The sequence below is a fragment of the Arthrobacter globiformis NBRC 12137 genome (genome assembly GCF_000238915.1).
Classification (GTDB): Bacteria; Actinomycetota; Actinomycetes; order Actinomycetales; family Micrococcaceae; genus Arthrobacter; species Arthrobacter globiformis.
Genome location: NZ_BAEG01000075.1, coordinates 13633 through 38043 on the forward strand (window position 1 = coordinate 13633; position 24411 = coordinate 38043).

A 24411-nucleotide genomic window follows, 5' to 3' on the forward strand; every position below is an offset into this window, starting at 1 on the left:
CAGCAGGCATGGCTGATGCAGGAATCCGCAACGGCAGACGGGAGGGCCTCTCCGCCCGGATCCTCGGCGGCGGAAACGAACCGGACCCGCGGTTCACCCTGGCCAACGAGCGCACCTTCCTGGCCTGGATCCGCACGTCCCTGGCCCTGCTCGCCGGCGGCGTCGCCGTCGAGGCCTTCATGGCGGACCTCTTCGGCCCGGAACGCCGCTACTCCCGCGCCGCGCACGGCATCAGAAACGGCGTCATGACCCCGGACATCGCCAGCTCAGCAGCCCTTGCCGGCAGCGTCGTCATCCTCGCCGCTCTGGGCATTTACTCCGTCTTCCTCCTGCCACTCAAATAAAGGCGACATCGCGCTCCACATCCACAGCGTGCGGGCCAGCAGACCGTCAATCCTCTAGTCTGCCAACTGGCCATTCGCAGGCCCGGAATAGGTGAACCTTCCTGGCGGGGGCATGGCTTTGTGGATCTGGAGCGCAAACCAGAGCTGGGCCAGCGTCGAGGTCTCGGTCATGTCCAGACCCGTCAGTTCGCCGATTTTCCGGATGCGGTAGATGATGGTTTGCCGGTGGGTGAAGAGCGCGGCAGCAGTCTTTTGCCACGACCTCTGGGTGTCCAGGTATGTCCTTAGCGTCACGATGAGGTCGCCCTGTTGGCTTTGTTCGTAGGCGAAAATCGGGCCGAGCAACCGCTGGACCAGGGCTGCCCCTTCCTCGAAGCTGGTGAGCCCCAGCCATGACGGACCATCGGCATAACGGGCCAGGTCCAGGCCATTGCCTTCGGCCGAGCCGAGCGCCCAGAGGGATTCCTGCAGTGCGCGTTGGATACCCGCAGCGGACGTGGGAGGGCTGATGCCGATCCGGACGTCGGGCCCCGCACAGTGGAGGAGAACGTCGTCGGTCACGGCGGCGGAAACAGCAACGTGGAGTGTGTTGAAACGACGTAGGCAGGCCGCAGGAAAGCCGTGGCGCCACAGTTCGACGTGGACGTCCGCCAGCCGTTCGCCGTCGTCGGCCCCTATTGACGCCACCACGAAATGTTGTGCCGGGACATCGAAGGCCGTGAGGCGGTTCTCCATCTCCACCGCTCCAAGATGACCGTCGAGCGCCTGCAGCAGGAATTCGCCCGCCAGCCGGTGCTGACCTTCCAGAGACAGGACCGTTCGGGAAAGTTCCAGCCCCAGCACTGTTGCCGCGTGAAGCAGCACGACGGCGTCAGGGTGCGGCTCGCCCCTGGGCAGCACCACCAGGATCGCGTTCGCGTGGGTGGGGATGTCCATCATCAGGAGGTGCCTGTCCCGAAGCCGATGCCACTGGAATTTCTTACCGGTCACCGGTATCCGCCCTGTCAGGGGGACCAGTTCTTTCTCCAGGTATTCCGGGAGCCGGCGGCCATCCGGATGCCAGGGATGCAGGCAACGCCGGTCCACGACGAACAGATCTGCATCGAGCTCAGCAGCGAGGCTTGCCAGAAGGCCGCTCAGGTGCTCCCTGGACAGTCCCGTTGTGCGGAGCAGGTCATAGATCCGGGCGGTCTGACGCAGGCGACGCGACTCTTCGAGCAGCGAAGACTCAGCCACCGAGCGGGCGATGGAGATGAACGGGAGGGGGTACGGAATATTGATCAGGGGCAGCGGCAAACGCTCACAAGCTGCCAGGAACTCCGGGGTCAGCGCCGGGGCGTGCATCTTTTCGCCAATGGCCAGAGCACTCGCGCCTGCGTCCTTCAGTGCTTCGGCCAGTGCGACCTGGCCGGCGCCATCGGCCGGGATGGACATGCCGTTGGTCATCATCAACTCGCCGCCGGTGACCCATTCCCACAGCCTGGGCAGGTCAGAGGTGTGAGCCCAGGTGATCCGGTTGCCGCTGCCCCCCGAACCGGCCAGCAGAGTGAGTCCCAGCTGGGGTTCCGCCACAAGCTCGGCCACGGTGATCGTCATGGAAGATCCTCCCGTCTGATGAGGTATCGGCCGCCCTGCGGCACCGCTTAGACATTCGTCTAAGAGCCTCGGCCATTTGTATTCAATCTACCGCTATACGGCGTGATCCGGGTCACCAAGAATTGGAGTACTTACTTCCCGCTCAACGATGAGCACCCCCTCACCCCCATCTATACGCAGCCGGCGTCGCCGCTCGGCAGCACAGCAACCGAAGGATTCCCGGCAATGACAACGCATAAGCCCATCGGCCCGGTCGACGCAACAAAAATCCCGAGGTACGCGGGCCTCGGCACGTTCGCCAGGCTGCCTCAGATTGACCGCGTCCCGGATTACGACATTGCGATCGTGGGCGTGCCGTTCGACGGCGGAACATCGTTCCGTCCCGGCGCCCGTTTCGGTCCTGCCGCTGTCCGCGAAGCCTCCCGGCTGCTGCGCCCCGGCTACCACCCCGAACTTGACGTGGAGCCCGTGTACGAAGTGCAGGTTGTGGACGCCGGCGACATCGCCTGCACGCCATATGACATCACGAGGGCTGTCCGCGAGATCGAAGAGCAGGCACTGCCCCTGATCAGCGAGGACAAGAAGCTCATCTCGATCGGCGGCGACCACACCATCGCTCTCCCGATGCTGAGGGCCCTGAACAAGGTCCACGGCCCGGTGGCGTTGCTGCACTTTGACGCCCACCTGGACACGTGGGACACCTACTTCGACCAGCCTGTCACCCACGGAACCATCTTCCGGCGCGCGTTCGAAGAAGGCCTCCTGGTGGAAGACAAGTCCATGCACGTCGGAATCCGGGGTCCGGTCTACGACCGCAACGACTTCCTCCGCGACCATGAATTCGGTTTCCAGATCATCCGCTGCTCGGACCTGGACGTCATCGGCGTTCCGGCCGCCATCGAACAGGTCAAGGAGCGGCTGGGCGACACCCCGGTCTACGTCTCCATCGACATCGACGTCCTGGACCCGGCTTACGCGCCGGGCACCGGCACACCCGAAATGGGCGGGCTCCACTCCCGCGAGCTTCTGGCGTTGCTTCGCGGGCTGAACGGCATCAACATTGTGGGCGCCGACGTCGTCGAGGTCGCTCCGGCCTATGACCACGCGGACATCACCACGGTGGCCGCGGCCACGCTTGTTTTCGACCTCCTGGCGCTGATGGTGAACCGCGGCAAGGCCGAGACGGACACCGTCCGCGAACTGCAAGCAGCCTCCTGGACCGCGCCATGAACACCCGCAGCCATCCCGCCGTCCCCACCGAGGTGCCCCGCCTCGAGGACAAGACCATCCAGCCCATCCCACTGAACGAGCGCCACGGAAAGGCGCGGGACCTCTTCACCATCTGGTTCGGTTCCAACATCATGATCATGACCATCGTGACCGGCGGACTCGCCACCACGGTGTTCGGGCTCAGCTTTGTGCCCGCCATCGTCGGAATCATCCTTGGAAACGTGATCGGTGGCATCTTCATGGCGCTCCACTCCGCCCAGGGACCGCAATTGGGCGTGGCACAGATGATCCAGACCCGCGGCCAATTCGGCTCCTTCGGGGCGCTGCTGATCGTTGTCATCGTCGTGATCATGTACGTCGGATTCTTCGCTGCGAACCTCGTCTTCGGCGGCGAAGCCATGGCAGCGGTCAGCCCGGGCATCAGTGTCGACGCGGGCATCATCATCATCGGCGTCGTGAGCGTCATTGCCACGATCTTCGGCTACCGGCTCATTCACGCCTATGCACGTTTCCTGAGCATCGTGGCCGGTTTGGCATCGCTTCTGGCCTTCGCCTGGATCATGTTCGTCCACGGGCTGCCCGCCACCTTCCTGGACCAGGGAAACTTCAACTGGGTTGGCTTCATGGCCACCATGTCCGTGTCCGCCCTGTGGCAACTTGCCTACGCTCCCTACGTCTCGGACTACTCCCGCTACATGCCGCAAGGCACCGGCTCGGCCCCGGCGTTCTGGGCATCCTACTCAGGCTGCGTCCTGGGAACTCTCTTCCCGATGATCCTGGGTGCCTTGGTCGGAACCCTCGCCACCACGCTGGGCGCCGATGCAGGCAACATCGAGATCGTCGGCAGCATGGGGGCCTTGCTCCAGCCGTGGACCCTGGCCGTCGTCGGAATCTTCTGCCTCGGCGTCGCGGCGTCGAACGCCATGAACCTTTACTGCGGCGTCCTGTGCAGCCTCACCATTGGGCAGACGTTCAAGCCAAGCTGGCTGCCGCGCGCCAAGACCCGGAGCGTTGCGGCAATCATCCTCTTCACCATCGCACTCCTGATCGCGCTGTTCGCACGCGACAATTTCATCCTCTTCTATACGAACTTCCTTTCCTTCCTGATGTACGTGCTGGTTCCCTGGACGGCCATCAACCTGGTGGACTACTACCTTCTCCGGCACGGCGATTACAGGGTTGAAGACTTCTTCAAGCGCGACGGCGGAGTGTACGGCCGGTTCAACTGGGTAGCCATCGGTTCCTACGTTGCGGGCGCCCTGGTCCAGCTTCCGTTTTCGTCCACAGCGGTGTACACCGGACCCGTTGCGGCAGCCATGGGCGGCGTGGACCTGTCGTGGATTGTCGGCCTGGTGGCGGTGGCTCCGCTCTACTACGTCGCGGCACGCATTTTCCGGAATAAGGCGGAGGCCGTTCCCCTTCAAGCCTCCACGCTCACAGCCGACATGGTCTGAGGCACCCAGACGGTAAGCCAGGCGGCCCGCCCGCCGGCCAACAGCCGGCACACCCGCTCCCATCAACTCCCGCACTCCCATCAACTCCAGCACTCCCATCAACTCCGGCGCCGTGATCGGCGAAGAAAACAAAAAGGTGACCCAATGACACTCATCGACACCCAGCAGCAGTTCACCGTCCGACGCCCCAGCGAAGGCAAAAGCTCCCCCGCGGACCGCAGCCCCTCGAGCCTCTTGCCCCCTGCAGGCCACTTCATCGGCGGATCGTTCGTTCCAGGTTCCTCCAGCGACGTCATCGACGTCATCGACCCCACCACCGAGCAGGTCATCGCCTCCGTGCAGGCCGGCACGGCGGCCGACGTCGACGTTGCTGTTGAGGCCGCCGTGACGGCCCAGAAGGCGTGGGGTGCCACCACACCGAAGGAGCGGTCCGAGGTCCTGAACCTGATCGCGAACATCATCGAAGCCAACCGCGACGCCTTCGAAACCATCGAATCCGCCAATACCGGCAAGCCCCGGACCGTCGCGGAAGACGACGTCGCCAGCACTATCGATACCTTCCGTTTCATGGCCGGCGCCTCCCGCGCACTGACCTCCATGGCTGGTGGCGACTACGCGACGGGCCACACCTCGGTCATCCTGAGGGAGCCGGTGGGCGTCGTCGGCGTCATCACGCCGTGGAATTACCCGCTTCTGATGGCCGCCTGGAAGATCGCCCCCATCCTGGCCGCCGGAAACAGCATCGTCCTCAAGCCGTCCGAGCAGACGCCACTCTCGACGCTGAAGCTCGCGGAACTCGTGGCCGGACGCATTCCGGATGGAATTCTCAACGTCGTTACGGGTCAAGGCCGGACCGTTGGCCAGCGGCTCTCCGAACACCCCGATGTTGCCCTTGTCGCCTTGACCGGAAGCGTCGTCAGCGGGCAGGCAGTGGCGGCGACGGCCGCGAAATCGGTCAAGCGCGTGCACCTGGAACTCGGCGGGAAGGCCCCGGTCGTTGTGTTTCCCGACGCCGACCTCCGCGCAGCCGCTGCCGGGGTGCGAAACACCGGCTACTGGAACGCCGGCCAGGACTGTGGCGCCGCGTGCCGGGTGCTCGTGCACGAATCCGTGGCTGCCGAGTTCACCGAACACCTGGTGCGCGAAGTCGGCACCTTGGTGGTCGGGGCGCCGGAGGCTGGGGCCGACGTCGAAATCGGCCCCATGATTTCCCGCCCGCACTACGAACGGGTCAAGGAATCACTCGCCGAGGCCGCTGCAGCCGGCCTGCACATGGCGATTGGCGGTTCAGCCCTTGAAGGCCCCGGCTATTTCATCGAGCCAACAGTGATCAGCGACGTGCCGGCCGGAGCACACATAGCGACGCACGAGATCTTTGGTCCCGTCGTCACCGTGGAAACGTTCGCGTCCACAGAAGAGGCCATTACCCGGGCCAACGAGAGCCCCTACGGCTTGTCCGCCTCGGTATGGACCCGGGATTCAAGCCTCTCGCTGAGCGTTCCGAAGCAACTCGACTTTGGCACTGTATGGGTCAATGCACACCTGGTGCTGGCTTGCGAGGTGCCGTGGGGCGGATTCAAGGGCTCCGGCTACGGCCGCGACCTCTCGCTCTACGCCCTGGACGACTACTCCCGCACCAAGCACGTCATGATCAACCACGGCGCATGAGCGTTCAGACAAGCAACGGAGCTTAGCAATGACCACCATGAACCTTCCCCGCAACACATCGCCGGCACACGCCGCCACTCCGCCCGTCCCCTTCGGAACGGACGTCACGTGGACCAACTGGGGCGGGAACCAGAGCGCCACGCCGGCCTTCACTGTCCGGCCACGGACTGAACAGGAAGCGCTCGACGCCGTCCGTTTCGCCATCCGCGAAGGCCTGCCCGTGCGGGCGGTCGGCTCAGGACATTCGTCCTCGCCGCTGGTCCAGACGGGCGGCGTCCTGATGGACATGTCCGCTCTGTCCGCAATCACCGGAACCGACCGTGACCGGCGTCGAGCCAGGGCCCTGGCCGGCACCACCATCAACGCGTTCGGTGATCCGCTATGGGAGCAGGGCCTGGCCCTCGGCAACCAGGGCGACATCGACAAGCAGCAGATTGCCGGAGCGCTCTCAACCAGCACCCACGGTTCCGGGAAGAACCTGGGCAGCTTCTCGTCGAACCTTCGGTGGGTAAAGCTGATCAACGGCCATGGGGAAATCGTCGAAATCGGTGAGGGCCAGCTCCGCGAGCTCCGGGCCGCACAGGTGGCTTTAGGAACACTCGGGATTTTCCTGGAGGTGGAACTGGCGGTTGAGGACCGCTACTACCTGCAGGAACAAATCACCTACCCCACGTGGGAGGAGACGGCCTCGACGTGGGATGCGGATATCGACACCAACAGGCATTACTCCTTCCTCTGGTGCCCGGAAGATGGTTCCTGCGAGCTCCTGGACCTTCCGGGCTCACCGGACCAGAACATGAGAAACCGCAGCTACACCAAGCGGTACAACGTCGCGCACATCCGGGACGAACAGGAAATCTCCGGTGTGGAAGGAGCCCGCTTGGATCGCTCCTACCGTATCTATCCGGACGGATTCAATACGCAGTTCCATGAACTCGAGTACTTCGTTCGCAGCGAGGACGGGCTGGCAGCGGTCGAAGCTGTCCAGGAGCTGATCCGCACCAGGCACTCCGATCAGAAGTACCCTGTGGAGGTCCGCTGGGTGAAGGCTGACGAAGGCTACATGTCCCAGTTCCAGGGACGCGACACCACTGTCATCACCTTGACCACCGAGCCAGGGACCGACTACTGGCAGTTCTTCCGGGACGCCGACGCTGTACTCCAGGAATTCGAGCCGCGTGCCCACTGGGGAAAGATCCATTTCATGACCAGGAGCCGTCTGGAACGCCTCTACCCCGAGCTCGACACGTTCATCCAGGTGCGCCGCGAGTTCGATCCCCGCGGAATATTCCTCAACGACCACACCCGCGCCCTGGTGGGCTGAACGCGCGAAGTCGCTGGGCGCCCTGCGGCAGCGCGACGTGCAGATTGGTATCAGCTAACGAAGCGCTCCGGGTTGCTCGCCCGGGCGTTGGCCGTCGAGGGGCTGGGGGGTCTGGTCTTCGTCGGGGGTTCCGGTGCAGAGCCACCATGGCACGCCCGGGAGGGGTCGTCGTACGACGTGGCCGGCTGCCGGGATGGTTCCGCCAACGAAGCGGCCTGTGTTGGTGGCGATGACCGTGCCATGCTGGTCCACGATGCAGGTGTTCGGCGGCAAAGGCCGCAGCAGGGGGTCGAACGCGGTCTGGAGCTGGCTGACGCGCACGTCGGCACCGAGGGCTCCGACATAATCACCGGCAATGATGACGCGCTTGCTGAAGGTGATGATGTTCTCGTTCGTTCCGCTCGCATCCACGTACGCGTGACTGGTGTGGATCGGGTTGTCGTCGCCGGGATCCTCAGGGCGCCATGGTGCGGTGGCGAAATCGTAAAGGTCCATGTCGATGTAGAGCCGCTGTGGCGACTCGGGCCCCGCGGGCGTGTAGCACCAGGTGATCCAGCTCTCGCCGAAGTAGGACTGGTCGGCGACGAAGCCGGTTCCATACAGGAATGGAACGCCGATGACCACGGCCCTTCGGGCCGCACCATAGATGTCCGAGTCGGCCCGGTCCCGGCTGACTCCGGACCCGATGCTGGCGCGCACCGCTTGCTCGACCTCGCGCATGGATGCCGCAGCGGTTCCGTAAAACATGGCGGCGAGTGATTCGATGGCGGCCAGGGCGTCATCGCCGGAAGCGGACCCGTGCGGCGAATCAGTCGCTGTGCCATCCAGCTCCATTCGCTCGTCGATGACCAGGTTCATGTCCCGCCTGACGTGTTCCTCCGCCAGCGCTCGGGCCAGCTCTGCGTCACCTGCCCTGATCGCCTCCACGATCCTTGCGTGGTCTTCTGCGGCGGCGTCCTTATGGCCCGCCGGGTCCACCCAGATCAGCGGGCCCACCTCGGCCTGCAGCGCCACCTCTTGTCGGGTCAGCCTGACCGACCCCGAGCTGGCCGCGAGCTCGATGTGGAACTTGCTGTCCGCCCGGATCGCGTCCGCCGCCTGCACGCAGTCCCGGATCTCGACCGATGCGTGGTCGAGGCGTCCCATCGAAAGCCGATGGGACTGGTTAGCCGACGCGGCTGCGGCGCAGCCGGCCAGGAAAGCGCGGTATTCCCTCAGATCCCGCAGGTCTTCCAGAGAATAGGACCCAAGGGACTGGCGCTGCATGCGGGCGATGTCCCCGGTGTTGGCCTTCACGAAGCTCCCGCCGCCTTTGCCGCGCCGGGTCTCCACCAAACCCATCCCGCGCAGTTCGGCCAGCGCGGCCCGCAGCGTCAGAGTGGAAACGCCCATCGCGGAGGCAAGGTAACTTTCGCTGGGCAGCTGGGAACCGTCTTCGAGTACACCCAGTTCGATGGCATGGCGCAGCCGGCGTCCGACCTCCTCCCCCCGGTCGGCTGCCTCCAACGGCGCGAAGGCCAGTTGCTCTTTCCATGTGGTCATTGCGCGCCTCCTGAAGACGTGACATTTAACCTTGAATGTCTATTGACCTTTATCCATGAACGTCTATAGTTAACTGTATCACCAAGGAGTTCTAGGGCCGCTGGAGAAAGGAAAGCCAATGACACGGGAAGAAGCCTTCGCACGATGCACGCCGGACTCGTACGTCGAGTTCTACGGCGGTCGCTGGCTCGTCGTGCCATTCGCCCAGGTGGAGCAGCCCCGGTTCTTCGTCTGCACGCCCCGGACCTCCCGCAGCCAGTAGCCCAACCGGAAGACAGCTCAACCTGCTGACCCGATGCCAGGTAGCGGCCATTATCAGCACCTCGGCAAAAATCATGAGGACGCCTCCCGCCCGTTCCGCAAAATCAGGACACTAGAGACCGGCTGATCTGCCTGTGGCTGGGGCCTTCGCACCCTGAATGACCTCCGTTGACCGGCCCAGCCCCTGACCCGAAAAGCCCAGCGGGCGGCCAGTGGAATTCCTGAATTCGTCCGCTCCAGGCCAGTGTCGGCGCCCGTCTAATGGCAAATCTCACACGTCCCCCATGCCGAGTCCAGGGCGGAGAACTGGCAAAATTGGGGACAGGAGTTCAACCCGACGGCGGCCGCACTGATTGGCCGCAAACCATCAGTCGCCCGGTATATCAAGGTCCAAGTGCAGATCCGTAAGTGACGTCGTGCCGGTGCCCGGATGCGTCGACGCATTCCTTGCCCAGCTTCTGCCGCCGGCCCCAAGCCCGAACGTCAGGGAAGCAGGCCATGAATGCCTGCGGAACCGCGGTCCTTGGCCCGGGCCGGAGGTCACCCTGGGCTCCTATGCCGTGCACATGATGAAACGGTGAGATCCGGCATCAACCGACACTCAGGAACCGAAATGCTTAAAGACACAATCTACTGCGAGGTCTGCTGGACGAATCCGGGGCACGCCCACATCCGCGACATGCCCATCTGCTCGTCATGCATCGAGGGATTCAACATGACCGGTCTCCACCGTCTCGTGTACTTGGATCGGGAGCCGTACGAGACGCTGGACGGGCAGCGAATGACCGATGCCGAGGCCAAAGGCGGTCGTGAGCCCGCCCTTTTTAGCCCGCGCGACAGCGAACAGCTCTTTTTGGCTCGGTTTGCCAGCCTCGTAGCGGCGTTCTGACGCACCCGCAGCAGGATCCCGACAACGCCCCTGGTCCGTGCATGGGCTATCAACCGCTCTGGGAGCAATTCCACACGCCTACGGCTCGCCGATGTGCTGGACGTCGACCTCGAAGCGGCACTCCGGACCAAAATCGAGCTCAATGCGCAGAAATACCCCATAGAACTCGCCCGCGGCAGCGCCTTGAAATACACCGCCCTGGCCGCAAAACGTGCAGCGGAAAGCTAGCCAACCTCCGCGAACCTCTGGCCTCATACTGCCCGTCGGCGTACTGCACCGCCGACGCCGATTGGCTGGCAGAGGCTGATTGGCTGGTAGACGGGGCCAGCCCAGTTGAGCTAGCTGCCCCTCCGGGCCCAGAGGCGCAGCCGGTAATGGCCGCGGCAGCGGCCTCCTGCTGATGGAAGTATCAGGGTGAGTCGATCATCCACTGCGATGCGGATCACCTTTTGGTCTGATATATTAGTTTTGTTCTTTGATATATATTAGCTCTCGTGAGATCTGGTTTCTTCGGAGGATCGATCGTCAACTCGATGAGGAGTGAAATAGCATGCAGCAACTTGCGCACCGGCTCGAACGCCTAGGCACCGAAACCGCCTTCAGCGTTGCCCAAGCCGCGGCCGCCTGGAAGGCGAAGGGGAACTTGGTGTACCCCTTCCACCTCGGCGATATCAACATCCCGACCGCGCCGAACATCGTGGAAGCGATGAACCGCGCGATCGCGGACGGCTACACGGGCTACTGCCCCGGCCCCGGCATCCCGCAGCTGCGTGAAGCCCTCGCCGACGACATCGGCTCGCGCCGCGGTATCGAGTTCTCCCCCGAGAACGTGGTCGTGATGACCGGCGGGAAGCCCGTCATCACGAAGTTCCTGCAGGCGGTCATGAACCCCGGCCAGGAAGTGCTCTACCCCAACCCGGGCTTCCCGATCTATGAATCGCAGATCGAGTACCTCGGCGGCACGGCTGTCCCGTACCGCTACGTACCCACGAGCACGGGCTTCGCCATCGACCTTGAGCAGATCCGCGCCTCGATCACACCCAACACGGTCGCAATTATCTACAACGACCTGCAGAACCCCATCTCAGCCGAGTCGACTGCAGCCGAGCGCGAGGCCATCGCACAGCTCGCCATAGAACACGACCTCTGGGTCCTCTCCGACGAGGCCTACTTCGAGACCCGCTACGAGGGCGTCTCAAGCTCGATCACATCGATCCCCGGCATGGCAGAGCGTACCGTCATCCTCTACACGTTCAGCAAGAAGTTCGCCATGACCGGCTCCCGCCTCGGCTGCGCCGTCGCCCCGCGCGAGATCGCCCAGGTGCTCAGCACGCTCAACACCAACGACGAGTCCTGCACCACCCACTACGTGCAGTGGGCCGGCGTCGAAGCCCTCCGCGGCCCGCAGGATTCCGTGCAGCACATGCTTGACATCCTGCAGACGCGCCGGGACACCGCCTGCGAACTCGTGAACTCCATCCCCGGCATGCACGTCGCCGTGCCGCAGTCGACGTTCTACCTGTTCCCCGACGTCACCGAGGTCATGGAGCGCATGGGCTACACGGCAGTCGGCGACTTCGCCTCTGACGCCCTGTACAAGACCGGCGTCTCCTTCTGCACACGCGAGCACTTCGGCCGACGCCTGCCCGGTGAGGAGCGGCAGTACATCCGGCTCGCCTACTCGGGCATCGAGGTGCCGGACATCCGGGACGGCCTCGGACGCCTGCGCGAATGGATCGAGACGGCATGAGCCGGGTAGTAGTTACGGGCAAGGTGCCCGACGCCGCGCTCGAAAAGCTCCGTGCCGAGCACGAGGTCGATGCCTGGACCGGTCCGGAGTCGATTAGCCGCGAAGAGCTCCTGCGCCGCGTGGCGGGGGCCGACGCCATCGTGAGCCTGCTCACCGAACGCATCGACGGCGAGCTGCTCGACGCCGCGGGCCCGCAGCTCAAGGTCGTCTCCAACGTCGCCGTCGGCTATGACAACATCGACGTGCCGGCCTGCACCGGACGGGGTATCGTCGCCACCAACACACCCGGCGTACTCACCGAGGCGACCGCCGATATCGCCTTCGGGCTCATCCTCATGGCAACCCGCCGGCTCGGTGAGGGCGAACGGCTCATCCGCGCCGGCCAGCCGTGGAAGTGGGGCATGTTCTTCCTGCTCGGCAGCAGCCTGCAGGGCAAGACCCTCGGCGTCGTCGGCATGGGCGGCATCGGCCAGGCGACGGCCCGGCGGGCCAAGGCCTTCGGCATGGACATCGTCTACCAGTCCCGCAGCGAGATCGACCCCGCGATCGCCGCGGAACTGGGCGCCCGGCGGGTCGACCTCGACGAGTTGCTGACTGTTTCCGACGTCGTTTCGCTGCACTGCCCCTACGGCCCCAACACGCACCACCTGATTGGCGCCGAGCAGCTCGCGGCGATGAAGAGCTCGACATACCTCGTCAACACCGCACGCGGACCGATCGTCGACGAAGCGGCCCTCGCCGCTGCGCTGCGCGAAGGCGTCATCGCCGGCGCCGGGCTGGACGTCTTCGAGCACGAGCCCCAGGTCCATCCCGAGTTGCTGGACCTGGAAAATGTGACACTCGTGCCGCACCTCGGCTCGGCCACCGTCGAGACGCGCACCGCCATGGCCGTGCTCGCCGCCGACAACACGCTCGCCGTGCTCCGCGGCGGGCAGCCGCCCACTCCGATCGGCTAGTGGGCGGACGCCGAGAATAACGACACGGCCAAAGCAGAACGAGTACGAGCCCCGTCCCGAAGGATGGGGCTCGTACTCGTTCTGCTGTCTCGCTGGCCAACGGCCGGCGGGCCACTCACGAGTTCCATGAGAACCCGCGGTGACCCGCCGCCGTCGTTCGCTCCCATGGGTTAGTCGTTGATCAGCTCAGCGGTCGCGCTCACGGGTGCCACAGCGTCGCGGACCTTCTTGCCGCGGGCATAACCAACAAGGCCCAAGGCAAGGATGCATCCGAGTGTGCCGAGCGCGAAGGCCTCGAAGGTGAACTGCGAGACGCCCCAGGTTGCCTCGAAGTCGTACTCCAGGCCGAAGAGGACCTCGAGTGTTCCGGGGAAGATCGCCACCCACGAGCCGATCAGGATCCAGACGAAGCAAATGGCACCCAAGATACGGAAACCGGTGTCCGAGACCGGAACCCTGAACGGCCGGTCGGCGAGGGGGTACTTGCTCCGCAGCCGGACAGCGGCAGGGACAGCAAGAAGGTAGCTGAGCAGGAACGTTGAGATGGCGATGGCCAGGACCACGCCGAACAGTGCGCTGCTGGTCCCGCTGAGCTGCATTGCCGCGAGCATGAACAGCGTGGCAACCGCCCCGGAGAGCGTGTTGACGCGGATCGGCGTGCCCAGCTTGGGATGGAAGCGGCCGAAGAAGCCTCCGAAGAAGGAGCCGTCGGCGGCTGCCATGGCTTGCATGCGATCGCTGATAATCATCCATGCTGCGCCCTGCGACACAAGGACGAAGCAGAAGACCACCGCTGAAATGGCCAGCATGACCTCAGCGGCCGGGCCGAACACCGTGTAGACGGTAGCCACTGCACCGAACAGCCCGCCGATGCCCGTGATCTGGTCGAGCGGCACCACCAGCAGGATGGCCAGGATCGGCAGGAGGTAACTCGCGGCGGCGATCATGGAGGAGCGGGCAACCGAGATGGGAACATCCTTGGCCGGGTTCTTCATCTCCCCCGCGGCGCTGTTGCCGGATTCGAAGCCAAGGAAGGAGAAAAGCAGCAGCGGGGTGACGCCAAGGAAGCCGGCCAAGGTGGGTGAGAAGAAGCCGAGTTCGAGTCCGTTGAAACCGTGCTGCAGCCCGTAGACCATGGTGACGATAAGGAAGAAGGTCAGAAACGCGACCTTGAGGATGGCTCCGAGTGACGGCAGCCATTTACCGTGTTTCAAACTGACGATGGCTGAGGTCACCGTGATCCAGATGAATACCAGCTTGAAGAGGTAGTCGCTTAGGCTGCCGGCCTCCACATGGCCCACATATTCGGACCACGTTTCCACTGCCACGAACGCCATGGCGCCGCCCACCCAAACAGGCTGCGTGACCCAGGTGAAAAGCGACGTGATGGCCGCCACGACGCGGCCGAAGGCCATCTTGGTCCACACGTACACGCCACCTTCCTCGGTGAACGCGCCGCCGGTTTCGGCAAATATCAGGCCATAAGGGACCATGAACGTGACGGCCAGGATGAGGGTCCAGGTGAAGGTTTCCCCGCCAAACCCGGAGACCTGGCCCAGGACCTCCACCGAGATGACGGCCGCGACCACCAGCAACAGGATGTCGAAGCGGCCCAGGGATTTCTGCAGATGCTGGCTTTGCTCGTGGGCAAGGCGCGTTGAGGCTATTGGCTGATCCATGATCGGTCCTTTGCTACTGCTTAAGTTTGCTACTGCGCAAGAAGGGTGGGAAGGGCGCCGTCGTGGACGCGGCTGTACACGGCGCGGCCTTCGGCGAGTGTGAGTTCGACGCCGATTCCGCCGAGGGCTGTGGCCTCAACGGCATGCGGATCGGCGTCGAGCACCACCAAGTCGGCGGCCAGGCCGACTCGTATGGCGCCCCGCCCGGCGTCGAGACGGTTGGCGCGCGCGGCTCCGGTGGTGTGGGCGGCCAGCGCCGTCGCGAGGGTGATGGCCTCTGCAGGAAGCAGCGGTTCGTTTTGCGAACGGGCGTCGCGGGCATGCGGGTCAGCGGGAGGGGCGGTGCGGTTCACTGCAGTGTGGATGCCCCACAGCGGGTCCGGACTGGACACCGGCCAGTCGCTGCCTATGGCCAGTTCGACGCCGGCGCGGCGCAACGTCTCGAAGGCAAAATGCACCCGCTGGTGTGCTTCATCCAGGTAGGGCAGTTTGGTTTCCACCAGCACCGGGTCCTGCCGCGCCCAAAGCGGTTGGATGTTGGCGATGGCGCCGCTCGCCGCGAAGCGGGCGACGTCGGCGGGGTCCACGAGGTCCAGGTGCGCTATCTGGTGGCGTGGGTCCCAGCCCTTCCGACGGGGCAGGTCCAGCGCATTGATGCAGTCGCGGACCGCTTGGTCGCCCACGGCGTGCAAGTGCAGGTCGAAGCCCTCCGCGTCCGCTGCCCGGGTGATCCGGGCCAGCTCCTCCGGTTCGATCAGGCTCATCCCGACTTCGTGGGGATGGCCTTTGTAGGGCCTGGTCATGGCTGCGGTGAGGTTTTCGCAGACGCCGTCCACCATGATCTTCACGGCCGTGGCCCGGAAGCGTCCGCCCGCCCGCGCTCTGCGTTCCCTGAACAGCTCCAGCTGCTCAAGCCCGAGGTCCCGGCGCCACCACAGCGCCCCGGTCACGGTGGCGGTCAGCAGGCCATCCAATTCCAAGGCCAGGTAATGCTCGAATGAGTCGGGCATGCCTAAGGCCTGCCCGACGGCCGCATCCTGCCAGGCGGTGACTCCCAGCGAGTGCAGATAGGCCTGGGCGGAGAGGAGCGCACGGCGGATGTGGTGTTTGTCCGGTTCCGGAATCAGTGCGGAGACGAGGTCGGCGGCGTGCTCGATGAGCATGCCCGTCGCGGTGCCCGCCCCGTCACGGGCGATGATGCCCCCGTCCGGATTGGACGTGGTGTCAGTGATTCCGGCAAGCTCGAGCGCACGCGAATTCACCCAGGCACCGTGTCCGTCATGGCTGATCAGGAACACGGGCCGGTCTGGTACGAGCTCGTCCAGCAGCGCCCGGTGCGGGAAGCCGCCGTCGAACACGTCTCCGTACCAGCCCGCCCCCTGTACCCACTCTGCGGTTGGGTTGGCACGGGCGTAGTCCGCTATCAGCGTGCGGTACGCTTCCAAGGAATGGACGCCGGAGAGGTCGCAGCCGAGCAGCTGCAGGCCGCCCGCAAGGGGGTGCACGTGCGCGTCCTGGAAGCCGGGGAGCAGGGCTTTCCCGGCCAGGTCAATGAACTCGGTAGCGGGCCCGCGCCACGATGCGGCGTCGGCACCAAGGGCAACGATTTTGCCGTCAGCAACAGCAACGGCGTCAGTGCGGGGATGGTCAGGGTCCATGGTGTGGACCGGACCGTTGGAGAAGATCCAATCTGCGTGGGTCATGTTGCTACTTTCCAAGGACTTGAGGTTCAGCGGACCCGGAATTCAGGCGCACCAAAGCCGGCGCGGTGCGGGCGATCACCATGTAGGCAAGAGAACTGACACCGAGTCCCACGAGCCAGGCAACGTCGATGCCGCCCATGGCCTCTGCCGCGGCACCCGTGTACAAGGGAGTGGCCATGAACGGGATCTGGGCAAGAACCCCGATGCCAAAGACAATCAGGGAGCCGGCATTCCAGCGCCCGTACCGGCCGCCATCGGCGGCGTAGAACTCGTCCACCGCGTAGGAGCCGTGGCGGATGACATAGTAGTCCACCAGGTTGACGGCGGACCACGGGATCAGCACGTACAGCAGCACGCTGAGGAAACTGAAATAGGACGACGCAAAGCTCGTGGCCGCAGCCAAGGCCAGGGTCACGCCGAGAACGTGCAGCACCAGCGAGGTCACCAGGCGGGCTTTGGCCCCGGGACGCCAGCCGCTGGCAAAGGTCTCAACGAGGGTCAAGGCGCACAGGGCGCTGCAGTAGGCGTTCACGGAGTTTCCGGCGGCGGCCACCAAGGCGAAACCCACCAGGACTGCGGCACCAAGCACTGGACCGAGGATGCCGTTGAGCCCGGTCATCGTATCCACGCCACCTACTGCTATGCCGACGCCGGCCCCGAGAATCATTAACAGGGCACTGGAAACCACACAGCCGAGGTAGGTGCCCCAGAAAGCCCCCCGCGTGCCAGACCTGGCCGGCATGTAGCGCGAGTAATCCGAAACATACGGCGCGTACGTCAGTTGCCATACGATGCCGATGGCCAGCATGGCCAGGAAGCCCGTCCAGGTGAATTCACCATGGTTCATCCGGGCCCAAAAGTCGCCCCCTGCCAACAGGGCAGCAAAGGACACGAGCACCAGGGCGCCCACGATATAGGCGCCGAATGCCGTCACCTTCCGGACCAGGTTGTAGCCGAAGGCCGCGATGACGAAGCTGAGAACGGCGCAACCGATGATCATGGCGGTTCCGCCGGCTTCGGGCAGCAGAGCGGTGATCGAATCCGCAGAGACGATCAGGTTCGAGGAGAAGTACCCCACGAACATCAGGATCGCCACGAGCACGATCAGGCTGGCGCCGCGTGAACCGAACTGGCCGCGGGCCTGCAACATCTGCGGAACACCGAGTTGCGGCCCCTGCGCGGCGTGCAATGCCATGCCGATGCCGCCGAGTGCGTGCCCCAGCAGGATTGCGATGATGGAGCTGACCATGGGAAGGCCAAGGAGCGTGGTGGCCGTCGCGCCGGTGACAACCGTCAGCGGGGTCATGTTCATGCCGAACCAGATGGTGAAGAGCTCCCGGGAGCGGCCGTGCCGCGCTTCGGCTGGGATGGGAGCGATGGACTCTTGTTCGATTTCGAAAAGCCCGGAACGGAGCATCGATTTCATGGAGGGTGTCCTTATGGCTGTGGAGGGATGCTTGCAGCGTAGGCTCGTGAATTGCATCACGTAAACTAAAGAATGACGATGAACATCAGCGTTTTTTCAGATGCACTTGGTCAGCCGAACTGGATCCATGTGGTTTTTGGCGCCGTGTAGTTGTCGAAGGCGTGCAGGGACAGATCGCGGCCGAATCCGGACTGCTTGAAGCCCCCGAAAGGCGTGGTGTTGCCCAGCGCGTCCGCAGTGTTCACGGAGACCGTTCCGGCGAGCAACTCCCCCGCCACCCGGTGGGCCCGGGACAGGTCCGAGGTCCACAAGGACGCCGCCAACCCATAGTCTGTGGCATTCGCCAGCCGCACCGCCTCGTCCTCGGTGTCGAAGGCGTGCAACACAGCCACGGGTCCGAAGATCTCCTCGCGGTGGACATCGTGACCGGCCCCAAGGCCACCCAGCAGCGTAGGCTCGAGGTAGGCGTCAGAGCCCCGGATCTCGCGCCGTTCACCTCCGAAAAGCACCTCACCTTCGGCGCGGCCGCGCACGATCCAGCGCTCAACGCTGTCAGTATGTGCGCTGCTGGTCAGCGCACCGTTTCCTGCCAGGCCTGCGAGAGGATCCTCCGGCCGAAAGGCGGCCGCAGCGTCGGCCAGCAACGCAGCGAACTCGTCGTGGACACCGCGCTGGACGAGGATCCGCGAGTTGGCAGAACAGACTTGCCCCTGGTTGTAGAAGGCGCCGAAGGCTGCCTTTGCTGCGGCCGTGGCGAGGTCGGCCGTGTCCGCAAAGACGAGGTTGGAACTCTTGCCCCCGGCTTCGAGGCTGAGCCGTTTGAGATTGCTCTGACCGGAGGCCGCCAGCAGAGTCCGGGAGACGGCGGTCGAGCCGGTGAACGCCAAGGCGTCGACGTCCATGTGGTGCGCCAGCGCCGCGCCAACTTCCCGGCCCGTGCCCGTGACGATGTTCAGGACTCCGTCCGGCAGCCCGGCTTCAGTGGCCAATTCGGCGAGGCGCAACACGCTCAGGGACGTCTGCTCGGCCGGCTTGAGCACGAGTGTGTTTCCGGCGGCAAGCGCCGGAGCCAGCTTCCAGACTGCAATTTCGAGCGGGAAGTTCCACGGAACAATGGCGGCCACCACGCCCAACGGCTCGCGCGTCACCAAGGCGGTAGCCCCGGGCGGGACGGCAGGCAGTTCCCCGCCCTGCTTGTCGGCCGCCTCCGCGTACCAGCGCAGCGTGGAAATGGCACCGGGCACATCCACGGTGGTGGTCTGCAGGATCGGCTTCCCGCTGTCCAGTGTCTCCAGGAGTGCCAGCTCGTCGGCATGCCGCTCCATCAGCGCGGCCAGCGCCAGCAGCACCCCCTTTCGCCTTTCGGCCCCCGTGCGGGACCACGACGGGAACGCGCGCCGCGCGGCGGCGACCGCACGATCGACGTCGGCGGGACCGCCCGCAGCCAACTCGGCGAGGACGCGGCCATCAATGGGACTGGTGGTGGGCCGCGAATGCTGCCCGCTGGCGGTTGTGCGGCGGCCGTCGATAAAGGCCCTGCCGTCGATGGCAAGGGCGTTTGCCCGGCCGTGCCAGTCAAGGGAAAGCGTGGCGGAAGTGCTGCTCATAGTGGCTCCTGGGGGTTTTCGAGGGCGGTTCAGTACGTGGGCTGTTAATGTTCGACGGCGGCAGGGACTGCGGCGCCGCCAGTTCCGGGCGGCTTGCCCCGGGTCAGGCGGAGGGCCGCTGAAGCGCCCATGAGGCAAAGCAGTTCAACGGCGATGAGGGTGAGCATGGCCTGCTCATGGCCCGGCAATGATGCGGGGCCATCATTGCCGTGATGGCCCGCGGCGCCCGGCGCCACCAGCAGGACCAGATGGATGAGGATCATGGCGGCACTCATCGCCAACAGGTGCCCGGCAGCACGTCCGGCGCAGAGCCGCCCGCCCACCATCGGTGCTGCACAGGCCAGGCAGGCGGCACCCATGGCGGCCATCCACCAGGCCATCGCACCAGCCGGACCGCTGGCGGCCGCCACCACGTGGGCACCGGCACTGGCCGCAGCGACGGTGCCGACGAGGCCCGCCGGAACGATGCCTGCTGGAACGGGGGCACTCGGGAAGCGCCCAAGGCGAGGGCCGGTGCGCTGGTCCATGATTTCTCCTGGCTGCCGGCGCGATGTGGATCAGGACTTTACGCCGGGCTTGTGAGGTGGGTAACATCAAAGCGTTGGTTGAACAGTTGTACCATCAAAATTCGACTTCAGGAAGTGCCATGACCCTTCAGACCACCCCCTCGACTCCGCTGGTGCAGGACCCGCCGGTGCCGGCCACGCTGGTGCACGCCGCAGCGCAGCACCCGCTTGAGCAGCTCTCGGCCGAGGAAATCCATGAGGCCCGCCGGATTTTGGCAGAGGCCGGCCTCGTGGGCGAGTCCACCCGCTTCGCCTACCTCGGTCTGATCGAGCCCCCGAAGACCACCCGCCAAGGTGACGTCACCGGTGCCGCCCGCCTGGTCCGGGCCATGCTCTGGGACGCCGCCCAGTCACGGTCCCTCGACGTCCGCCTCTCCCTGGCCACCGGCCTCGTCGTCGACAGGCGTGAACTCAACCCGGAAGCCGACGGCCAACTGCCGGTTCTCCTGGAGGAATTCGGGATCATCGAGGACATCCTGGCCGAAGATCCGCAGTGGAACGCAGCCCTTACAGCCCGCGGCCTGACCCCGGCACAGGTGCGCGTCGCTCCCCTCTCGGCGGGCGTCTTCGAGTACGGGAATGAGGAAGGCAAGCGGCTTCTGCGTGGCCTCGGATTCCGCCAGGACCACCCCGCAGACCACCCGTGGGCGCATCCGATCGACGGTCTGGTGGCCTTCGTTGATGTGGAGAACCGGCGGGTCAACCACCTGATCGACGACGGCCCGGTCCCGGTCCCGGAGGTCAACGGCAATTACACGGACCCCGCGATCCGCGGCGAGCTCCGCACGGACCTGTTGCCTATCGAGATCATGCAGCCCGAGGGCCCCAGTTTCACCCTGGAAGGTAACCACCTTTCCTGGGCCGGCTGGGACCTGCGCGTCGGGTTCGATGCCCGCGAAGGGCTGGTGCTCCACCAACTCCACCATTCCCACAAGGGCCGGAGGCGCCCGGTGATCCACCGCGCGTCGATCTCCGAAATGGTGGTCCCGTACGGCGACCCCTCCCCCTACAGGAGCTGGCAGAACTACTTCGACTCCGGAGAATACCTGGTGGGCCGCGACGCGAACTCACTCAGGCTCGGCTGCGACTGCCTGGGCGACATCACCTACATGTCCCCCGTGGTGGCCGATGACTTCGGCAATCCACGTACCATCGAAAACGGCATCTGCATCCATGAGGAAGACGCAGGAATCCTGTGGAAACACACGGATGAGTGGGCCGGCTCCGACGAGGTCCGCCGCAACCGCCGCCTGGTGGTCTCCTTCTTCACCACCGTGGGCAACTACGACTACGGCTTCTACTGGTACCTCTACCTGGATGGCACCATCGAGTTCGAAGCGAAGGCAACGGGCATCGTGTTCACGGCAGCGCTCCCGGACAAGGACTACGCCTACGCGTCGGAGATCGCCCCGGGCCTTGGCGCTCCGTACCACCAGCACCTCTTCAGCGCCCGGCTGGACATGATGATCGACGGCGACGCGAACCGTGTTGAGGAACTGGACCTCGTGCGCCTGCCGAAGGGCCCGGGTAATCCCCACGGGAATGCCTTCACGCAGAAGCGCACCCTGCTGGCCCGCGAATCGGAGGCCGTGCGCGACGCCGATGGCGCCAAGGGCCGTGTCTGGCACATCAGCAACCCGGACTCGCTGAACCACCTGGGCCACCCGGTGGGCTACACGCTCTACCCGGAAGGCAACCCCACCCTGGCCATGGCGGATGATTCCTCGATCGCGTCCCGGGCCGCATTCGCCCGGCACCACCTGTGGGTCACACGGCACGCAGAGGAGGAGCTTTACGCGGCAGGCGACTTCGTCAACCAACACCCGGGGGGCGCAGGGCTTCCCGCCTACGTGGCACAGGACCGCGACATCGACGGCCAGGACCTGGTGGTGTGGCACTCCTTCGGATTGACCCACTTCCCCCGCCCGGAGGACTGGCCCATCATGCCCGTGGACACCACCGGCTTCACCCTGAAGCCGCACGGCTTCTTCGACGAGAACCCAACACTGAACGTGCCCTCGTCGGCTGCCGGTCACTGCGGTACCGGAAGCGAACGTGAACATGCCGCCCCAGGAGGCACCGCCGTCGGGCATTCCGGTCCTGACACCGGCGGGCAGGGCCACTGCGGGCACTGAACCTGCGGGCAGTGAGACCGACCCGGGCCGCGGGGGCACGCAGGCGCGTCCCCGCGGTGGTAGGGTGCTCACGGTCCAGCCATGAACCGCGAACGAAGGAGCCGCATGCCCCGCTTGGTCGATCACCAGGAACGGCGCCGTTCCATCATCGAGACCACGTGGCGGTTGATCGCGGGGCAGGGCATCGAGAACGCCAGCATGCGGGACATTGCGCGGGAATGCGGGTACGCGGCACCGGGCGTGCTGGCCCATTATTTCCCCAATAAGGACGCCCTGCTGCTGGCTTCGTACGAACTGATCTGCCAGCGCACCAACGAACGGATCGCCACGGGCATTGCCGGCCGCCGGGGCCTTTCGGCGCTGCGCAGCCTCTGCCTGGAGATTATTCCGGCGGATCCCCTCACCGTGGTCGAGGCTCGCGTGGCGGTCTCCTTCTGGCAGCGCGCGCAGACGGAGGACGCGCTGCGAGCCGTCGGGCGGGACGCACTGCTGCACTGGCGCGGCCTGGTGATGGGCTTCCTCGCCCAGGCAGAGCACGACGGCGAATGCGAACCTTTGGCTGATGCGGATGCGGTCGCCGATGAGCTGCTGAACATCATGATGGGCCTGCACGTGACCGCCATGCTGGATCCGGATGCCGTCACAGGCTCGCGCCAGCGTCATCTGGTGGAGCGGGCGCTGGCGCGGCTCGCGTCCGGCCAGCCTGGCTCTTGAGGCACCGGACACGGCCGTAGCCCGGGCTTCAGATTCTGAGCCGCGGGCTACGAATTTGCTTGCTGGTTATGTCAGTGACGAATACGCGTGTCTGCCGGCGCGGTTTGGCGGGGTGCCGTCTGGATGTCCTCTTCTCCCAGAAGGTCCTTGCCTTTGCTTTCCTTCATGCTCAGTACGGCAGCCAGCCCAACCAGGCCAACGAGAATGAGGTAGAAGGCAGGCATCATTTCGTTGCCGGTCTGGGCAATGAGCCAGGTCAGGACGTACGGCACGGTGCCGGCAAAGATGGCCGCGGTGACGCTGTAGGCGACCGAGAGGCCGGTCTGCCGCGTCCGGGTGGGGAAGAGTTCCGCTGCCGCTGCCGCATGGACTCCGAGAATAAGGGCCAAAATGATGCCCAGCCCGATGGTGCTGACGATGCCCGCCCAGGACGTGCCGGAGTGCATGATCAGGAACAGCGGATATGCCAGCACCACCAGGGAAATGGCCGCGGCGATGAGCACTGGCTTCCGGCCGATCCGGTCAGACAGCGCGCCCACCAACGGTACAAGGATGAGCCCGGCCACGGATGCGGCGGTGGAGAGCAGGGCGGCCGTGCCGGCGTCGAAGCCCAGGACCTTCTCCTGGTAGGTCAGGAGGTAAACGAGCACCACGTAGAAGGTCACGTGCATCATGATTTCCAGGCCGCTCATCTGCAGGAGCTGCTTCCAGTGCCGGGTGAAGACCTCCTTGACCGGGCTTTGGGGGACGTTGTCCAGCTGCTCGAGTGAGCGGAACTCGGGGGTGTCTTCAATCTTGGAACGGATGTAGAAGCCGATGATGCCCATCGGAACTGCGATCAGGAAAGGAATCCGCCAGCCGCCGTCGGCAATGGTTTGGGCGTCCATGACGCTGGTCAGGACGAAGACCACCAGCGACGCCGCCAGGAAGCCCAGGAGGCTGCCGAACTCGAGCCAGCTGACACCGAATCCGCGGTGTTTTCTGGGCGAGTATTCTGCGAGGAAGGCCGCCGCGCTGCCGAACTCGCCGCCCGCGGCGAGCCCCTGCACCACGCGGGCCGCGACGAGCAGGACGGGCGCCCACAGGCCGATCGCGTCGTAGGTAGGCAGGAGCCCGACCACCAGCGTCGCCGCGCTCATGGAGAGGATGACGATGGACAGAGTCTTCTTACGCCCGATCCTGTCGCCCAGTGTTCCGAAGACGAGGGCGCCCAACGGACGGACGCCGAAGCTGATGGCGAAGACCGCGAAGACGGAAAGCAGCGCTGCCGTGCTGTCCTGCCGGGGGAAGAAGACGACCGCGATGGTGGAGGCGAGATAGGCGTAGATGGCCCACTCAAACCAGTGGACGAAGACGCCGATGGAACCGGCAGTAACGCTGGTGCGCAAGCCCTTCCGGCTGATCTGCCCCTCGATTTTATTGGTGTTCACAGTTCCTCCTGGAGGAAAAGATCCGATGCTGGGATGGGGAGAGCGAGCCCACGGCGGTCGACGTTGACGGCCTGCAGAGCTGCGCCACCAGAATGCGTGAGTTGGGTCACGCCCGAATGCTGGCATAACCATTGTCG

The 24411-nt window shown here is 65.0% G+C and carries 20 protein-coding genes; 12 read left to right on the plus strand and 8 right to left on the minus strand.

The annotated features are described in order from the left end of the window. Positions 1-8: 8 nt before the first annotated feature. A complete protein-coding gene (locus ARGLB_RS22850; RefSeq protein ID WP_003803466.1) occupies positions 9-344 on the plus strand; it encodes a YidH family protein in 336 nt (111 codons plus the stop codon). A gap of 54 nt (positions 345-398) precedes the next feature. On the opposite strand, the gene ARGLB_RS13775 is transcribed toward ARGLB_RS22850, so the two are convergent. Further along, complete coding sequence (locus ARGLB_RS13775; protein ID WP_003803468.1) at positions 399-1940, minus strand: PucR family transcriptional regulator; 1542 nt, start codon at positions 1938-1940, stop codon at positions 399-401. 225 nt (positions 1941-2165) lie between these two features. Between ARGLB_RS13775 and speB the strand changes: the two genes are divergently transcribed. The 4 genes from speB to ARGLB_RS13795 all read left to right on the plus strand — a co-directional run bounded on the left by speB (position 2166) and on the right by ARGLB_RS13795 (position 7616). Continuing rightward, complete coding sequence (gene speB, locus ARGLB_RS13780) at positions 2166-3170, plus strand: agmatinase (RefSeq protein WP_043419188.1); 1005 nt, start codon at positions 2166-2168, stop codon at positions 3168-3170. Next, positions 3167-4624 carry a purine-cytosine permease family protein gene (locus ARGLB_RS13785; RefSeq protein ID WP_003803471.1) on the plus strand — a complete coding sequence of 486 codons (1458 nt, stop codon included), beginning with the start codon at positions 3167-3169 and terminating at the stop codon, positions 4622-4624. Before speB ends, ARGLB_RS13785 begins: the two co-directional genes overlap by 4 nt. Before the next feature lie 144 nt (positions 4625-4768). Then, entirely contained in the window at positions 4769-6292 is a 1524-nt protein-coding gene (locus tag ARGLB_RS13790; RefSeq protein WP_003803473.1) for an aldehyde dehydrogenase family protein, read from the plus strand. 28 nt (positions 6293-6320) lie between these two features. After that, the gene (locus tag ARGLB_RS13795; RefSeq protein ID WP_003803476.1) at positions 6321-7616 is read left to right on the plus strand and encodes a D-arabinono-1,4-lactone oxidase; all 1296 of its coding nucleotides are present in this window, start codon (positions 6321-6323) and stop codon (positions 7614-7616) included. A 54-nt stretch (positions 7617-7670) separates the two neighbouring features. On the opposite strand, the gene ARGLB_RS22485 is transcribed toward ARGLB_RS13795, so the two are convergent. Next, on the minus strand, positions 7671-9158 hold the full coding sequence (locus ARGLB_RS22485) for a GntR family transcriptional regulator (RefSeq protein ID WP_003803478.1): 1488 nt from the start codon (positions 9156-9158) through the stop codon (positions 7671-7673). 118 nt (positions 9159-9276) lie between these two features. On the opposite strand from ARGLB_RS22485, the gene ARGLB_RS23630 reads away from it, so the two are divergent. From ARGLB_RS23630 to ARGLB_RS13815, 5 genes are all read left to right on the plus strand, one after another. Further along, a complete protein-coding gene (locus ARGLB_RS23630) occupies positions 9277-9420 on the plus strand; it encodes a hypothetical protein (protein ID WP_175304995.1) in 144 nt (47 codons plus the stop codon). Positions 9421-10032: 612 nt separating this feature from the next. After that, the gene (locus ARGLB_RS13805; RefSeq protein ID WP_003803480.1) at positions 10033-10308 is read left to right on the plus strand and encodes a hypothetical protein; all 276 of its coding nucleotides are present in this window, start codon (positions 10033-10035) and stop codon (positions 10306-10308) included. Positions 10309-10401: 93 nt separating this feature from the next. Further along, positions 10402-10536 carry a hypothetical protein gene (locus ARGLB_RS24305; RefSeq protein ID WP_280959911.1) on the plus strand — a complete coding sequence of 45 codons (135 nt, stop codon included), beginning with the start codon at positions 10402-10404 and terminating at the stop codon, positions 10534-10536. A gap of 322 nt (positions 10537-10858) precedes the next feature. Next, a complete protein-coding gene (locus ARGLB_RS13810) occupies positions 10859-12058 on the plus strand; it encodes a pyridoxal phosphate-dependent aminotransferase (protein ID WP_003803482.1) in 1200 nt (399 codons plus the stop codon). Then, positions 12055-13014 carry a 2-hydroxyacid dehydrogenase gene (locus tag ARGLB_RS13815; RefSeq protein ID WP_003803483.1) on the plus strand — a complete coding sequence of 320 codons (960 nt, stop codon included), beginning with the start codon at positions 12055-12057 and terminating at the stop codon, positions 13012-13014. The genes ARGLB_RS13810 and ARGLB_RS13815 overlap by 4 nt, the downstream gene beginning before the upstream one ends. 170 nt (positions 13015-13184) lie before the next feature. On the opposite strand, the gene ARGLB_RS13820 is transcribed toward ARGLB_RS13815, so the two are convergent. The 5 genes from ARGLB_RS13820 to ARGLB_RS13840 all read right to left on the minus strand — a co-directional run bounded on the left by ARGLB_RS13820 (position 13185) and on the right by ARGLB_RS13840 (position 19956). After that, positions 13185-14693, minus strand: a complete 1509-nt coding sequence (locus ARGLB_RS13820) for an APC family permease (RefSeq protein WP_003803485.1) — start codon at positions 14691-14693, stop codon at positions 13185-13187. Between the two features lie 29 nt (positions 14694-14722). Beyond that, positions 14723-16396: an amidohydrolase gene (locus tag ARGLB_RS13825; RefSeq protein ID WP_003803487.1), complete on the minus strand. Its 1674-nt coding sequence runs from the start codon at positions 16394-16396 to the stop codon at positions 14723-14725. A gap of 4 nt (positions 16397-16400) precedes the next feature. Next, a complete protein-coding gene (locus ARGLB_RS13830) occupies positions 16401-17822 on the minus strand; it encodes a purine-cytosine permease family protein (protein ID WP_003803491.1) in 1422 nt (473 codons plus the stop codon). A gap of 110 nt (positions 17823-17932) precedes the next feature. Continuing rightward, a complete protein-coding gene (locus ARGLB_RS13835; protein WP_003803492.1) occupies positions 17933-19429 on the minus strand; it encodes an aldehyde dehydrogenase family protein in 1497 nt (498 codons plus the stop codon). A 44-nt stretch (positions 19430-19473) separates the two neighbouring features. Then, on the minus strand, positions 19474-19956 hold the full coding sequence (locus ARGLB_RS13840; protein WP_003803494.1) for a hypothetical protein: 483 nt from the start codon (positions 19954-19956) through the stop codon (positions 19474-19476). Positions 19957-20075: 119 nt separating this feature from the next. On the opposite strand from ARGLB_RS13840, the gene ARGLB_RS13845 reads away from it, so the two are divergent. Then, the gene (locus ARGLB_RS13845) at positions 20076-22130 is read left to right on the plus strand and encodes a primary-amine oxidase (RefSeq protein ID WP_003803495.1); all 2055 of its coding nucleotides are present in this window, start codon (positions 20076-20078) and stop codon (positions 22128-22130) included. Positions 22131-22235: 105 nt separating this feature from the next. After that, the gene (locus tag ARGLB_RS13850; protein WP_003803497.1) at positions 22236-22844 is read left to right on the plus strand and encodes a TetR/AcrR family transcriptional regulator; all 609 of its coding nucleotides are present in this window, start codon (positions 22236-22238) and stop codon (positions 22842-22844) included. Between the two features lie 71 nt (positions 22845-22915). Here the strand turns inward: ARGLB_RS13850 and ARGLB_RS13855 are convergent, their stop codons facing one another. Continuing rightward, a complete protein-coding gene (locus tag ARGLB_RS13855) occupies positions 22916-24274 on the minus strand; it encodes an MFS transporter (RefSeq protein WP_003803500.1) in 1359 nt (452 codons plus the stop codon). Positions 24275-24411 lie beyond the last annotated feature (137 nt).